12 protein-coding genes are annotated in these 14,905 nt (G+C 74.3%); 5 read left to right on the top strand and 7 right to left on the bottom strand.

Going from position 1 to position 14,905, the window contains the following annotated elements; genetic code table 11:
• Positions 1-3: 3 nt before the first annotated feature.
• The 4 genes from OM98_RS05385 to OM98_RS05370 all read right to left on the bottom strand — a co-directional run bounded on the left by OM98_RS05385 (position 4) and on the right by OM98_RS05370 (position 3,980).
• Positions 4-1,863 carry a beta-glucoside-specific PTS transporter subunit IIABC gene (locus OM98_RS05385; RefSeq protein ID WP_010533570.1) on the bottom strand — a complete coding sequence of 620 codons (1,860 nt, stop codon included), beginning with the start codon at positions 1,861-1,863 and terminating at the stop codon, positions 4-6.
• A gap of 217 nt (positions 1,864-2,080) precedes the next feature.
• Positions 2,081-3,052 (bottom strand): PRD domain-containing protein, encoded by a 972-nt coding sequence (locus OM98_RS05380; protein WP_010533569.1) that lies wholly within the window; start codon positions 3,050-3,052, stop codon positions 2,081-2,083.
• An 89-nt stretch (positions 3,053-3,141) separates the two neighbouring features.
• Positions 3,142-3,477, bottom strand: coding sequence for a hypothetical protein (locus tag OM98_RS14495; RefSeq protein ID WP_010533568.1), 336 nt, complete (start codon positions 3,475-3,477; stop codon positions 3,142-3,144).
• Positions 3,474-3,980, bottom strand: coding sequence for a pyridoxamine 5'-phosphate oxidase family protein (locus OM98_RS05370; protein ID WP_010533567.1), 507 nt, complete (start codon positions 3,978-3,980; stop codon positions 3,474-3,476). Before OM98_RS05370 ends, OM98_RS14495 begins: the two co-directional genes overlap by 4 nt.
• Positions 3,981-4,123: 143 nt before the next feature.
• On the opposite strand from OM98_RS05370, the gene sbnA reads away from it, so the two are divergent.
• From sbnA to OM98_RS05355, 3 genes are read left to right on the top strand one after another with little or no spacing between them, the layout of a single operon-like run.
• Positions 4,124-5,227, top strand: a complete 1,104-nt coding sequence (sbnA, locus tag OM98_RS05365) for a 2,3-diaminopropionate biosynthesis protein SbnA (RefSeq protein WP_083837717.1) — start codon at positions 4,124-4,126, stop codon at positions 5,225-5,227.
• Positions 5,220-6,920 carry an FAD/NAD(P)-binding protein gene (locus tag OM98_RS05360; RefSeq protein WP_010533565.1) on the top strand — a complete coding sequence of 567 codons (1,701 nt, stop codon included), beginning with the start codon at positions 5,220-5,222 and terminating at the stop codon, positions 6,918-6,920. Before sbnA ends, OM98_RS05360 begins: the two co-directional genes overlap by 8 nt.
• On the top strand, positions 6,917-8,356 hold the full coding sequence (locus OM98_RS05355; RefSeq protein WP_010533564.1) for an alanine racemase: 1,440 nt from the start codon (positions 6,917-6,919) through the stop codon (positions 8,354-8,356). The genes OM98_RS05360 and OM98_RS05355 overlap by 4 nt, the downstream gene beginning before the upstream one ends.
• A gap of 4 nt (positions 8,357-8,360) precedes the next feature.
• On the opposite strand, the gene OM98_RS05350 is transcribed toward OM98_RS05355, so the two are convergent.
• From OM98_RS05350 to OM98_RS05340, 3 genes are read right to left on the bottom strand one after another with little or no spacing between them, the layout of a single operon-like run.
• Positions 8,361-9,485, bottom strand: coding sequence for an ArsA family ATPase (locus OM98_RS05350; RefSeq protein WP_010533563.1), 1,125 nt, complete (start codon positions 9,483-9,485; stop codon positions 8,361-8,363).
• Positions 9,476-9,739 carry a cory-CC-star protein gene (locus OM98_RS05345; RefSeq protein WP_029362706.1) on the bottom strand — a complete coding sequence of 88 codons (264 nt, stop codon included), beginning with the start codon at positions 9,737-9,739 and terminating at the stop codon, positions 9,476-9,478. The genes OM98_RS05350 and OM98_RS05345 overlap by 10 nt, the downstream gene beginning before the upstream one ends.
• Positions 9,736-11,430, bottom strand: coding sequence for a carbon starvation CstA family protein (locus OM98_RS05340; RefSeq protein ID WP_010533561.1), 1,695 nt, complete (start codon positions 11,428-11,430; stop codon positions 9,736-9,738). The genes OM98_RS05345 and OM98_RS05340 overlap by 4 nt, the downstream gene beginning before the upstream one ends.
• Before the next feature lie 186 nt (positions 11,431-11,616).
• Between OM98_RS05340 and OM98_RS05335 the strand changes: the two genes are divergently transcribed.
• On the top strand, positions 11,617-14,274 hold the full coding sequence (locus tag OM98_RS05335) for an excinuclease ABC subunit UvrA (RefSeq protein ID WP_010533560.1): 2,658 nt from the start codon (positions 11,617-11,619) through the stop codon (positions 14,272-14,274).
• Between the two features lie 165 nt (positions 14,275-14,439).
• Positions 14,440-14,859: an ArsR/SmtB family transcription factor gene (locus OM98_RS05330; RefSeq protein ID WP_010533559.1), complete on the top strand. Its 420-nt coding sequence runs from the start codon at positions 14,440-14,442 to the stop codon at positions 14,857-14,859.
• Positions 14,860-14,905: the final 46 nt, after the last annotated feature.

The raw sequence follows: 14,905 nt of genomic DNA, 5'->3' as shown, positions 1-14,905 counted from the left end.
GGATCAGTTGGTGGTGACGAGGGAGTCGACGGAGACGGCCGTGAACAGCGGGTCGCCGTGGCCGACGGGGCCGGCGGCGGGCCCGGAGATCTCCGGGTACAGCTCACCGTTGGTGACGATGACCGGGGTGATCAGATCGAAGCCGGCCTCCTCGATGGCGGCGGTCTCGAACTCGACCAGCAGGTCACCGGCGCGGACCTCCTGCCCGGAGGTGACGGCGACGGTGAAGTGCTCGCCGTTCAGCTTCACGGTGTCCAGGCCGACGTGGATCAGCAGCTCGGTGCCGTCCGCGTGGCGCAGGCCGAAGGCGTGGCCGGTGGGGAACGCCGCGACGACGGTGCCGTCGAAGGGCGCGTACAGCGCGCCGCTGCGGGGCCTGATGGCGACGCCCTTGCCGAGGGCTCCCCCGCCGAAGACGGGGTCGTCGACCTCGGACAGCGGCACCGCGGTGCCGTCCAGCGGACTCATCACGGCCACGTCGTTGGCGGTGTTGGGGGCCGCCGGGGCGGCGTCCTCCTCCACGGGCTCGTCGAAGCCGACGATCACGGTCAGGCCGAAGGCGACGACGATCGCGACCGCGAGGCCGAGGAACAGGAAGACCATGCTGCCGTTACCGAGCAGGGCGGTGACGGCCAGACCGGAGGGCACCACGAAGGCCGTGGAGAACACGTCGCCCATCGCGATGATGGCGCCGCCGATGGCGCCGCCGACGATGCCGAAGGCAAAGGGCCGCTTCAGCGGCAGGTTCAGGCCGTAGATGGCGGGCTCGGTGATGCCGGCCAGGAAGCCGGAGAGGGTGGCGGGGGCGGCCAGGGACTTCCGCTTGGGATCCTTGGCGCGCACCCACACGCCGGCCACGGCGGCGGCCTGGGCGAGCACGGCGGCGAAGACGGGAGCGATCAGCAGCATCTGGCCGGTGGTCTGGAACTCGAGCTGGAACAGCGGGACCAGGCCCCAGTGCAGGCCGAAGATCACGAACACCTGCCACAGGCCGCCCATGATGGCGCCGCCGGCCCAGGGGGCGACGTCGAACACCCAGCCGACACCGTTGCCGAGACCGCTGGAGAGGAAGTCGGAGATCGGGCCGATGACGACGAAGACCAGCGGCACGCCGATCAGCACCACGATCATCGGGGTGACGAAGCGGCGGATCGCGCCGGGCAGCTTCGCGTAGAGGACCTTCTCTGCGTGGCTCTGCAGCCAGACGATGATGATGATCGGGATGACGCTGGAGACGTAGCTGACCATCGTGAAGGGGACGCCGAAGAAGGTGAGCCCCTCGACCCCGACCGCGGCCGTGATCGTCGGGTACATCATGGCCCCGGCGATCGCGAAGGAGGTCCATTCGCTGGCCTTGAAGTAGCGGGCCGCGGTGATCGCCAGCGCCATCGGCAGGAAATTGATGAAGGCGTCCGAGAGGGCGTACAGCACCACGTAGGTGCTGGACTCGGTGTCGATCCAGCCGAAGGTGGCCGCGGCCGAGAGGAAGGCCTTGAGCAGGCCGGTGCCGGCCAGCGCCCACAGCACGGGGGTGAAGATCGAGGAGATCATGGTGATGAAGCGGTTGAAGAGGTTTCCCTTGGCCTCCTCGGCCTCGCCGCCCTCGCCGCCGCCGAAGCTGGAGATCTTGCCGATCTCGGCGAACACCTCGGGCACGTCATTGCCGATCACGACCTGGTACTGGCCGCCGGCCTGCGCGGTGGTGATGACGCCCGGGACGGCCTTGAGGGCCGCGGAATCGGCCTTGGACTCGTCCTTGAGCACGAACCGCAGCCGGGTCATGCAGTGCACGAGCGAGGTCACGTTCTCCTCGCCGCCGACGCCGGCGAGCACGCCCTGCGCCGTCTTCGCGTAATCCGCCATCGGACTCCGCCTTCCTGTCCCCGCCTCGGTGCGGGGACTGCTGTGGGGGTCGGGACCGGAGGGCGCGAGCGGGCGGATCGGGCAACAAAAAAACCTGGCCCACGAGAAGCCGCCGTCAGGCGACACCCCTCCCGGGGGAGAGGTTTCGTGAGTCCAGGTCTTGCCCGCTCGCGCGGTCACAATCCGAAGATCTCGGCAGGAGCAGCTCCTGCGGGAGTCAGCGTACATCCTCCGCGGGAGACGCGGGAAGGACCCCTGTCCCGGGCCCGGAATCACCGGAGCCCTCCGGCTCGGTCGCAGCGGGCGCCACCTGCCCGCGCAGCCGCTCCACGTGCACCGTGATGTACAGCAGCTCCTCGTCGGTGAGCTCCGAGCTCGTCGCGGCGGCGACGTAGGCCTTCACGTCCTGCGCGATCGCGTGGGAGACGGGGTAGCTGTGGCGGGCGAACTCGTAGAAGGAGGTGTCGGCGCTGGAGAGCATCGTGCGGTCCACCAGACGCTGCAGCAGGAACTGGACGTGCAGCACGAAGCGCGCGTAGCCGGGTGTCTCGGGGTTCAGCTGCACGCCGAGGCCGCGTTCGACGGTGTCCACCACGTGCTGCACCCGCCGGAACAGCAGCGCCGCCGAGCCCTGCGGCTCCCCGCGGGTCGCGTTCAGCAGGTGCATGGTCACGAAGACCGTCTCCTCGGGCGGGAACTCCCGGCCCAGCTCCTCGCCGAGGACCGCGCAGGCCCGCTGCGCGGCGGCGAACTCGGCGGGGTGCAGCACCCGCAGCTGGGGCATCGTGGTGGCGGGGATGCGCAGCCCCCCGTCGAGGCGTTCGAGGACGAACTGCACGTGGTCGAGGATCCCGATGGTGACGTGCCGGCCCAGGTGGCGGCCCAGCGAGCGCTCGGCCTCGTCGACCGCGCGGGTGACGGCCTCGATCACCGGGTAGGGCACCTCGGTGAGCAGGCGACGGGTGCGGTCCGCCTCGGCGCCCCGGTCCAGGATGAAGGTCTTCTCCACGCGGTCCGGCGCGATCTCGCCCTCATGGGTGAACTGGAAGCCGATGCCACGGCCCATCAGCACGCGCTCGCGCCCGGCGGCGTCCACGGCGATCACCACGTTGTTGTTCAGCACCTTGTGCGAGCCCGCGGCGAGGTCCGGAGCCGCGGGGGCGGGGGTCTCCTGCTTCCGGCGGGCCATGCTCGGATTCTACGAGCGCCGGGCGACGGGCGGCCGGGCCGGGCCGGTCGATGCCGGTCACGGATCGGCACCGATGCGGCGGGCGGGGCTCAGGCGCAGCCAGCGGAGATCCTCAGCCGTCCGTGAGCTCCCGCAGCCGGTCCTTCACCCGCGCGATCCGCTGCTGCACCGGCAGCTCCCACCAGGGGGGTCCCCCGCTCCCCCAGCCCCTCCTTGGCCACCTGGACGCGGCCGCGGAGACGCGCGGTCTCCTCGGCTTCCCGGCTGCGTCCGATCGCGGAGCGGGCCCGGCCCAGCTCGCGGCGCAGCGCGGCGGCCAGCTCCCCGGGCAGCTCCGGGTCGGTGGCGCGCCAGCGGCGGCCGTCGACCACGATGTGCCGTCCGTCGGCGGTGCGCTCCGGGCCCGGCGACCCGGTGCCGCTCACAGCTCGGTGGTGGCGCTGCCGCCGGCCGGTCGGGAGCCGGTGACGCGGTGCTTGACCATCTGGGCGAGCGCGGAGGCCTTCCCGCCGGGCAGCCCCCAGAACTGGGCGGACTCGCCGTCCACCCGCAGCAGCCCGAGGTCCGGTTCGTCGATGCCGCCGGGGAAGTAGGCCGTGGCCGCGTCGTTCCAGAGCCGCTCCACCGTCGCCCGGTCCTCGACGAACGCGGCGCTGCCGGCCACGGAGAGCCAGGAGCCGGCCTCGGAGACGGCGATGTTCACGGCGCTGCCTCCGCCGTCGCCGCGCAGGGCGCCGGCCTGGTCCCCGGACAGCCCGACGAAGAACCAGATGTCGACGTCGTCGGTGACCTCCTGGATGGTCATCGGGTGGGCGAGCAGCTTGCCGTCCCCACCCACGGTGGTCAGCATGACCGGGCCGGCGGAGCGCAGCCGCTCGGCGACGTCCTGCTGGGTGAGCTCCGGCTGGTCGGTGTCGTCCTGTGCCATGGTCGGGCCTTCCTCTCGCGGTCAGGTGCGGGCGACCCTATGCCCCCGCCCCGGGAGGCGACCCAGCTTCCCGACCGCCCGGTCCCGTTGCCGCCCCGATCGGGGCGTTCCGGGGTTCGTCCCGTACGTTGACCTCCGTGACCATGCGCCCGGCTCACGCCGAATCCCCCTGTGTCCACCCCGTTCCCGGCACCGATGCCGGACATGTCGACAGCATCCCGGCGAGCGCCCCTCCCCCGGTGGTCGACGGGGTCTCCGCGGCGGTCGGGAACACCCCTCTGGTCCGGCTGCAGCATCTGTTCCCCGACAGCGGCGTGGAGGTCCTCGCCAAGCTCGAATCGGTGAACCCCGGCGGCTCGACCAAGGACCGTCCGGCCCTGGCGATGGTGCGCGACGCCCTCGCCACCGGTCGGCTCCGCCCCGGCGGGACCGTCGTCGAGTCCAGCTCCGGGAACCTGGGGGTGGCCCTGGCCCGCGTCTGCACCGCCCACGGACTGCGCTTCGTCTGTGTGGTCGACGCCCGCACCAACGCCACCACCGTGCGCACGATCGAGGCCCTCGGCGGGGAGGTCGACCTGGTCTCCGAGCCCGACCCGGACACCGGCGACCTGCTCACCGCGCGCCTGCAGCGGGTGCAGCGGCTGCTGGTGGAGATCCCGGGCGCCGTGAACCTCCACCAGTACGGCAATCCCGCCAATCCCGGCGCCCACCGCGACGGCACCATGCGGGAGATCGCCGAGGCCCTGGACCATCGGCTCGACCTGCTCGCCGCCGCCACCAGCACCGTCGGCACCCTCGCCGGCTGCGCCGCCTACCTGCGCGCGCACCGCATGGACACCCGGCTGCTCGCCGTGGACGCCGAGGGCAGCGTGCTGTTCGGCGGCACCGCGGCGCCCCGCCCCCTGCCGGGTCTCGGCGCCGGCGTGGTCACCGACCACTCGCGCACCGTCGAGCCCGATGCTGTGCACCGGGTCAGCGGGCGGGACTGCGTGGTGGGGGCACGGCTGCTCGCCCGTCGCGAGGGCATCCTCGCGGGCGCCTCCACCGGCGGCATCGTCGCCGCCCTCGGCCGCACGGTCGCGGATCTTCCGGAGGGTTCCCGCGTGGTGTTCGTGGTGCACGACGGCGGCGCGCCCTACCTGGAGACCGTCTACGACGACGCCTGGGTGGCGGCCACCCTCGAGGTCGACACCGCGGGGCTCACCGCCGCGACCGCCGCACTGCAGGAGGCGGCGAGCCGTGCCTGAGCCCGCCGCCGCCCTGGAGCTGGCCGTGATCGGCGCCGGGCCGCGCGCGCTGTTCAGCCTGGAGGCCCTCGCGGTGCGCCTGGCTGACGCCCCTCCCACCGGGCTGCGGGTGACCGTGATCGAGTCCGGCGAGCATCCCGGCACCGGGTCCGGCTACGCCCTGGACCAGCCCGACTGCCTGCGGCTGAACGTCGACGCCCGGATCCTCGACGCCCCCGCCACCGGCGACGGGCCCTCCTTCGCGGAGTGGGTGCGCCGCGCGGACCCCGAGGCCGCCGGAGAGCCGTACCCGCCGCGCGCCCTGGTCGGCCGCTACCTGCACGAACGGTGGCAGCGACTGGAGGCGGCGCTCCGCGCGCTGGTGCCGCTGACGCTCCACCGGGGCCGCGCCGTCGGCGTGGACCGGGGCCGCGAGGGCGAGACCCGGGTGCGGGTGCTGCCCGACGGCGACGGCCGCGAGCAGGTGCTCGGCCCCTTCGCGGAGGTGCTGGTGGTGACCGGCCACGCGAGCGGGCACACCGGCGCCCTCGCCCCCGCCTGGCGGTCGACGATCCCGCTGCGGGAGGGAGTGCTGCCGGTCGCGGCGATGCTCTCCGCCCAGGCGGTTCCCCCCGGGGCCCGGGTGGCGCTGCGCGGGGCGGCGCTGACCTTCCTGGATGCCGCGCTCGCCCTCACCGAGGGCCGCGGCGGGCGCTTCCGCCCCGCGCCCGACGGCTCCGGCCTGGTGCACGAGCGCGCCTCCGCGGAGCCCGCGGTGCTGCTGCCGACCTCCCGCGAGGGGCTGCTGCTGGACGCCAAGCCCGACCCCCGCACGCCCCTGCCCGAGGAGGTCCGCGCCGTGCTGGAGCGGGGCGCCGACGACCTCGCCGCGGCGCTGCGCGGGGCGGAGGACGGACCGGCGACGGTCCACGCGGCGGTGCTGGACACGGCCACCGCCGTGCTCGCCGCCGCGGATGCCGGGACCGCCCCCACGGCGGGGCGGGAGGCGGTCGCGCACGTGCTCGCCCACGGCTGCGAGCCGGACCTGCCCCGGGGCCCCGGACGCGCGGCCGGGATGCTGCGCCGCGGCGTCGCCGTCGCCGAGGGCCGCCGGGCGCCCGGCCCTGCCTGGGCTCTCGGCCGTACCTGGTCGGCCCTGCTGCCCACCGTGATGCGCGGTCTGCGCGGCACCGACGCCCCCGAGGAGGCGATGCTGCGCTTCCGCGGCGACGCCGCCCGCCTGGAGCGCCTCGCCTTCGGCCCCCCGCTGGACACCGCGCGCCGGCTGCTGGCGATGCTGGACTCCGGTGCGCTGGACCTCTCCTGGCTCGACGCCGGGGTGCGGATCACCGGCGACGGTCTGCACGGCATCCCCGAGGGCTCCGCACCGGCCGACGTGGTGCTGGACGCGGTGCTGCCCCCGCCGGGCGCGATCGCGGTGAACGACCCCCTGCTGGGCTCCCTGCTGGCCGACGCCGGCCTGCACGTGCGCCCGGGACGGCGCGGCGTCCGCACCGCCGGCGACGGCACGCCCGTGGACGCCTACGGCCACCGCCTCGAGGGCCTGGCCGTCATCGGGCGCGCCGCCGAGGACGAGGCGTTCGGCCACGACACCCTGAACCGTCACCTGCACCCCGAGCCGGAGGCCTGGGCCGAGCGCCTCGCCCGCCGCCTGTCGACCCTTCCCTCCCCGATCGGAGAGACCGCCGGATGACCGCCGCCCCCACGAAGGGCCCGGACGCCCCGGGACCCTCGCCCACCGCGGAGCTGCGCGCCGCCGCCCACGGCCTGCCGCCGCTGCCCGCCCGCCTCGAGCCCTGGATGACCGCGCTGCTGGGCGATGCGGAGCGCTGCCGGGACCTGCTGGCCGAGCACGGCTCCCCCGTGAACGTCCACGACTTCTCGCCGCTGGCGCGCCACGCCGAGGAGCTGCTCGCCGCGGCGAACGCCCGGGACGTCGACGCCCGGGTGTTCGTGGCCCGCAAGGCCAACAAGACCCTCGGCCTGGTCCGCGCCGCGCACCGCGGCGGTCACGGCATCGACGTCGGCAGCGAGCGGGAGCTCCAGCAGGTGCTGGACCTCGGCGTCCCGCCCGAGGACGTCGTGGTCACCTCGGCGATCAAACCGGAGCCCCTGCTGCGCCGGGCGGTGGACGCGCGGGCGACCCTGGTGCTGGACACCCTGGACGAGGTCGCCGCGCTGGCGCCGCTCGCCGCCGCGGCCGCGGAGCCCGTCCCGGTGGCGCTGCGCCTGGCCCCGACCCCGGGCGGTCCCGTCGTCCCCACCCGCTTCGGCGAGCGCCGGGACACCTGGCGCGACTGGGCCGGGCGGCAGGACCCCGCCGGACCGCTGCGCATCGACGGCGTGCACTTCCACCTGCACGGCTACGACCCGGACGCTCGCGTGCAGGCGCTCGGCGAAGCGGTGGAGCTGGTGGACGCCCTGCATGCGCAGGGCCACCGCCCCCGCTTCGTGGACATCGGCGGCGGCCTCCCCATGTCCTACCTGGAGAGCGGGACGGACTGGGAGACCTTCTGGGAGGCGCACGACGCCCAGAGACCCGACGAACCGGTGACCTGGCGCGGCGAGCCGCTGCGGCAGGTCTACCCGTACCACCAGGAGCTGGTCCGCGGCGCCTGGCTGGCGCGGATGCTCGACACCGAGCTCACCCCCGGGCAGAGCGCCGCCGAGGCCCTCCGCCGACGCGGCCTGCAGCTGCGCTGCGAGCCCGGCCGCTCCCTGCTCGACGGCTGCGGTCTCACCCTGGCCCGGGTCATCCAGCGCAGCACGACCAGCGACGGCGTAGGTCTGGTGGGGCTGGAGATGAACCGCACCCAGTGCCGCTCCACCTCCGACGACTTCCTGGTGGACCCGCTGCTGGTGCCGCTGGGCGGGGAGCCGTCCGCGCCGGGCGAGGCCTTCCTGGTGGGCGCCTACTGCATCGAGGCGGAGCTGATCCTGCGGCGCCGCATCGCCTTCCCGCGCGGCGTGGCCGTGGGCGATGCGATCGCCCTGCCCAACACCGGCGGCTACCTCATGCACATCCTGGAGAGCGCCTCCCACCAGATCCCGCTGGCCGCCAACGTCGTCCTCGACGGCGAGCGCGCCGAGCGCGACGGCATCGACCGGATCAGTCCGCTGCGGGACTGACGGATCAGACGTCGAGGGTGCGCGACAGCGCCGCCACGTCGGTCTCGCCGACGACGTCCCGCGCTCCGAGGGCCACCTGCTGCAGCGGCACCTCGGGCAGGGCGCGCCGCAGCTCGGCGAGGTGCTCGGCCTCGACGGCGCGGCGCGCGGCCAGGAACTCGCCGCGGTCGCCCGGGGAGCGCTTGTTGACCACGAGGCCGCCGACGTCCACGCCCAGCTCCCCGAGCTCCCGGTGCAGGGCGATGCTCTCGCGCACCGGCAGCCGTTCGGCGGCCAGCACGATCGCGAAGGAGCAGGCGGCGGGGTCGGTGAGCAGGGCGCGGAGGCCCGCCAGGCGGTCGCGGCGGCGCAGCAGCACCGCCCGGATCTCCTCGTCGCGGTCGGCGCGCGGGGCGGGGGCCGCCTCGGCGAGGCGGGTGCCGAGGACCGAGGCGCCCAGGTCGCCCTCGGCGCGGGTGTCCCGGCGGCCGCGCCGGCCCGGGAGCCAACCGCCCCGCTCCCCGGCGTCGTCGAAGGACCGGCGGGCCTCCTCGAAGCCCGCGGCGCGGTCGCGGGTGGCCAGCAGACCCTCCATCCAGGCGGTCATGATCTCCGGCAGGGCCAGCAGGCGGGCGGTGTGCCCGGTGGGGGCGGTGTCCAGCACCACCAGGTCGAACTCGGCCCGGCCCTGCTCGACGAGCTCCGTCATCCGCTCCAGCACGGCGGCCTCGTGGGTGCCGGGGGTGTCGCGCACCAGGGCCAGGTGGCGGTCGATCTGCCCGGCCAGGTGCTCGGGGCTGAGGCGGCGCATGGTCCGGCCCACCTGCTCCAGGTGCCGCGCCGTGGTCGCCTCCGGGTCGATCTCCACGCCCTCCAGACGGCCGGGCAGGTCGGCGGCGAGCACGGTGCGGCGGTCGCCCACCTCCCGCTCCCACAGGTGGCCCAGGTTGTGCGCCGGGTCGGTGGAGATCACCAGCACGTCACGACCCGCGGCGGCGGCCCCGTAGGCGGCGGCAGAGGCCAGGGTCGTCTTGCCGACCCCGCCCTTGCCGCCGAGGAACAGCACCTGCTTCTCGGCGGCCAGACGCGGCAGCACGGGCACGGAGTCCCCGTCGCGGGTGCCGGCATCGGGCCCGTCGGTCAGCAGCATCCGACGCCTTCCAGCGGGGAGCGCTCCATGCCCATCCGCCGGTGCCAGTCATGGAACTCGTCGAGCATCAGCGGCAGCAGCTCCGGGGTCAGCGCGGCGGCCGGGCTGGGAACCCCGAGCATCTCCCCCATCACCAGCAGGCGGAACAGGTCCTCCTGCTCGCGGCGGGCGCGGGCGAAGGTGCGGCGGTAGGGGGCGACGTAGAACTCGTGCATCCCCTCCCGCAGCGCCGCCCAGCGCCCGCCCGCGCTCACCGGCGACCGCCCGTCGGGGCCGGCGCGTCCTCCTCCTCGGGGGCCTCGCGGCGGGCCCTGCCGAGCGCCACCACGGACTCGACGATCACCCAGACGGCGGCCACCAGGATCACCACGTCCATGCCGAGCAGCAGCCAGTTGCCCTCGGCGAAGAAGCCGCCGAGCTGGATCAGCAGGGCGTACACGCTGACCACCAGGATGAACAGCAGCGGCAGCACGACCGGCAGCACCGGGCGGCGCTTGCGCAGCAGCATCACCGCGAGGATCGACAGGGTCAGGCCCGCCAGCAGCTGGTTGGTGGTGCCGAACAGCGGCCAGATCACCATGCCGCCGGAGCCGTCGGCCCCCGCCCCGAAGGAGAGGCCCAGGCACACGGCCAGCACGATCAGGGTGGCGGCCACGGTGCCCAGGCGCAGGCCCACGATCTGCCCGATCTCCTGCACCACGAAGCGCTGCAGGCGCACGCCGGTGTCCATCGTGGTGGCGGCGAACAGCACCGCCATCGTCGCGAGGATGGTGGCCGAGAGCGAGGTGGGGATGCCGAGGCCGGCGTTGAGGATGGAGCCGCCGCCGGTGACGAACGCGGCCACGCCGCCCTCGTTGAAGGCGGAGTACACGGCCTCCCAGTCGGCCAGGGTGCGGAAGCCGGCGGTGGTGGCGATGATCGCGCCGAGCGCCAGCAGGCCCTCGCCGACCGCGCCGAAGTAGCCCACGAAGCGGGCGTCGGTCTCCTGGTCGAGCTGCTTGGAGGAGGTGCCGGAGGAGACGATGCCGTGGAAGCCGGAGATGGCGCCGCAGGCGATGGTCACGAACAGCAGCGGCAGCAGGCCGGGCGTGCCCTCAGGCAGGTTCGTGTTCACGGCGGGGGCGACGATCTCGGGGCGGAACAGCAGCACCGAGCCGTACAGCAGGGCGAGGCCGATGAACAGCTGCAGGCCGTTGATGTAGTCGCGCGGCTGCAGCAGCACCCACACCGGCAGGGTGGAGGCGATGCCCGCGTAGACGAACAGGATCAGGATCCACACCGCGCTGGAGGACAGGCCGAGGATCGTCTCGGGCAGCACGATCGGGAAGCGGTCGCCCAGCAGGATCAGGCCGTACAGGGCGGCGACGCCGAGCACGGAGACCACCGGCAGGCTCCACTTCAGCCGGTAGATGGCCTGCCCGACCAGCAGCGCGACCACCAGGGCGCCCCAGGTGGGCAGCACCGCAGTGGGGGTGGAGACCAGCAGCCCGGAGATCACCACCGCGAAGGCGGCGTTGACCATGAGCAGCAGCAGGAAGATGACCACCAGGAACAACCGGGAGCCGCGCTTGCCGATGTAGCGCGCGGACAGGGTGCCGATGGACTGGCCGCGGTTGCGCACGGAGGCCCACAGGGCGCCCAGGTCGTGCATCCCGGCGAAGAAGACGGTGCCGAGGGTGACCCAGAGGAAGGCGGGCAGCCAGCCCCAGATCACGGCGACGGCGGGCCCGACGATGGGGGCGGCGCCGGCGACGGAGGTGAAGTGGTGCCCCCACAGCACGTACTTGTTGGTGGGGACGAAGTCGACGCCGTCCTGCAGCTCGTGGGAGGGCGTGCGGAAGCCGGCGTCGAGCCGGTAGACGCGACGGGACAGGAAGCGGGAGTAGAGGAGGTAGCCCGCGATCATCAGCGTGATGCCGACGACGGCGAGGATCAGGGAGTTCATGAGGAGCGGCTCCTTCGGTGACGGGCAGCGCCCGGGGCCGGGCAGCTCTGCCACGGCCTGGGAAGCGGGGAGCTGCGTGCGTCCCCGTCGAGCGCGTGCCCTCACGGTAGCGGAGAGCACCCGCGAACCACGTGCCCGCCGCCGGCTCACCGCGGATCGTCGGGGACCGTTGCTAGGCTCGCCGTCATGCCAGATCCCGCCCCGACCTCCCCTGCCGCGCCCCTGACCGACCCCGCCGCGGTGGTGCAGGTGCGCGGTGCCCGCCAGCACAACCTGCGGGACGTGGACCTCGACGTGCCCCGCGATGCGCTGGTGGTGTTCACCGGCGTCTCCGGCTCCGGGAAGTCCTCCCTGGCCTTCGGCACCCTGTTCGCCGAGTCCCAGCGCCGCTACCTGGAGTCGGTCGCGCCCTACGCGCGGCGGCTGATCGACCAGGCCGGCGTGCCGGAGGTCGAGGCGATCACCGGGATGCCGCCGGCGGTGGCGCTGCAGCAGCAGCGCGGCGGACGCAGCGCGCGCTCCTCGGTCGGCTCGATCACGACGCTCTCCTCGCTGGTGCGGATGCTGTACTCCCGCGCCGGGGATTACCCCGAGGGCCAGCCGATGCTGTACGCCGAGCACTTCTCGGCCAACACGGTGCAGGGGGCCTGCCCCGAGTGCCACGGCATCGGCCGCGTCTACGACGTGCCCGAGGAGCTGATGGTCCCCGACGACTCCCTGACCATCCGGGAGCGCGCCATCGCCTCCTGGCCGACGGCCTGGCACGGCCACCAGCTGCGCGACACCCTCGTCGCGCTCGGCTACGACGTCGACGTGCCCTGGCGTGACCTGCCGCGCGAGCACCGCGACTGGATCCTGTACACGCAGGAGAAGCCGAACGTCGCCGTGCACTCGCGGCTGTCGCTGGCCGAGGCGCGGGAGGCGGAGGCGGTGGGCGCGGAGCCCACCTACCGCGGCACCTTCGTGGGGGCGCGGCGGAACGTGCTGGACACCTTCGCCCACTCCGGCAGCGCCGCCATGAAGCGGCGCGCCGCCCAGTTCATGGCGGTGACCGCCTGCCCCGTCTGCCACGGCAAGCGGCTGATCCCGGAGGCGCTGAAGGTGACGGTGGCCGGTCGGGACATCGCGGACCTCTCCGCCCTGCCGCTGCACGAGCTCGATGCGCTGCTGGGCGAGCTGGTGGCCGGGAGCGAGGGCACCGGCGAGAGCGCCGACGGGGGTGGGCTCGATGCGGACGCCCGCCGCCGGGCAGTCGAGGAGCGGGTGGCCGCGGGCGGCTCCGCCCATGCGGCCGCCCCCGACGTGCGCCGCACCCCGAACCGCTCGGCGGAGAAGCAGGCGGCGGCCGCCCGGCTCGCCGGGGAGCTGCGGGAGCGGCTGCGCCCGATCCTCGAGCTGGGCCTCGGCTACCTGTCGCTGGCCCGCACCACCCCCACCCTCTCCGGCGGCGAGCTGCAGCGGCTGCGCCTGGCCACCCAGCTCACCTCCGACCTGTTCGGCGTGGTCTACGTGCTGGACGAGCCCTCCGCGGGCCTGCACCCGCAGGACCGGACCGCCCTGCTGGGGGTGCTGGACGGGCTGCGCGCCGCCGGCAACTCCCTGTTCGTGGTGGAGCACGCCGTCGAGGTGATGCGCCACGCGGACTGGCTGGTGGACATCGGCCCCGGCGCCGGGGAGCGCGGCGGGCACGTGCTCTACAGCGGTCCGCCCGAGGGCCTGGACGCGGTGGAGGAGTCCGTGACCCGCGGCTACCTGCAGGGCACCAGCGGTCTCGCCTCACGGCAGCCGCGGCGCCCGCGCGGACACCTGGCCCTGCGCGGCATCACCCGCAACACGGTGCACGGCCTCGACCTCGACCTGCCCCTGGGATCGCTCACGGTGGTCACGGGCGTCTCCGGCTCCGGGAAGTCCAGCCTGGTCAGCCAGGCCCTGCCGGCCGTGCTCGGCGAGCACCTGGGCCGGCCGGTCGCGCTGGACGACGCCCCCGAGGACGAGGAGTCGATGCTGCTGGAGGAGGCGCCGCGCCGCCTGGAGGGCACCGTCGAGGGCGAGGCGCCGGGCATCGGCCGCGTGGTCGCGATCGACCAGCGCCCCATCGGCCGCACCCCGCGCTCCAACGTCGCCACCTACACCGGCATGTTCGACCGGGTGCGCCGACGCTTCGCCGAGACCCCCGAGGCGCGGGCCCGTGGCTACAAGCCCGGCCGCTTCTCCTTCAATGTCGCCGGCGGGCGCTGCCCCACCTGCGAGGGCGAGGGCTCGGTGATGGTGGAGCTGCTGTTCCTGCCCAGCGTCTACACCGAGTGCCCCGACTGCCACGGCACCCGCTACCTGGCCGAGACCCTCGAGATCACCTGGCGGGAGCGCACCATCGCCGACATCCTCGCGATGAGCGTCGAGGAGGCGCGGGAGTTCTTCACCGGCGAGGAGGAGATCCTGCGCTCGCTCGCCGCCCTGGAGGACGTGGGCCTGGGCTACCTGCGGCTCGGCCAGCCCGCCACCGAGCTCTCCGGCGGCGAGGCGCAGCGGGTGAAGCTGGCCAGCGAGCTGCAGCGCGCCCAGCGCGGCGACACCCTGTACGTGCTGGACGAGCCCACCTCGGGACTGCACTGCGCCGATGCCGACCGTCTGGTGGAGCACCTGCAGACCCTGGTCGACGCCGGGAACACGGTGGTCGCCGTCGAGCTGGACATGCGGGTGGTGGCCGTCGCCGACCACGTGATCGACCTGGGCCCCGGCGCGGGCGAGGACGGCGGGCGGATCGTCGCCGCCGGCACCCCCGCCGAGGTCGCGGCCGGGCCGGGCGCCACCGCCCCCTACCTCGCCGCCGCTCTGGCGAGCTGACCGGCTCCTCCACTCCCCCGCGACACGAGGGAACGGCACTCCCACTGTTCCCCCGTGCGTCCGATGACGGAAGATCGATGTCGCTATTCCACTGTCGTCCCTGATCCCGGAACAACGACCGGGATCCTCCGGTCGTCGGCCGCGTGGTCCTCGTACAGTGAGGCCATGAGCGAGCCCTCCCCGCACCCGGTGCACACGGCCGCGCGGGACCGCGCCGATGAGCACCTGGTGGCGGAGCTGCGGGGACTGCTCGCGAACGCCGAGGGCTTCGAAGCGCTGGCGGCACGGATGGCGCTGCTGGCGGACCGGCTCCGGCTGCGACTGCTGTTCTGCCTGCACGCGCACCCCGGGGTGCGCAGCTCCGACCTGGCCCGCGCCACCGGCGCCCAGGAGTCCACCACCTCCCACGCGCTCGCACTGCTGCGGGAGGCGGGCTGGGTGCGCGCGGTGCGCCACGGCCGGGAGGTGCGCTACGAACTGGCCGATCCCCTGGTGCACGAGCTGCTGCACGACCTCGGCTCCGGGCACCTGCCCGGCGTCGAGCACCCCACCGGCGACGGACGTGCAGGGCACCCCCACCCCTGATACTTGTACGATCCTGCAGGTATCGGCTCCTCGCCGCGAGGGGCCC

Source organism: Brachybacterium squillarum M-6-3 (assembly GCF_000225825.1).
Lineage (GTDB): Bacteria > Actinomycetota > Actinomycetes > Actinomycetales > Dermabacteraceae > Brachybacterium > Brachybacterium squillarum.
Note: the sequence above shows the minus strand (reverse complement) of the source record. Positions and strands in the feature narration are given on the sequence as shown.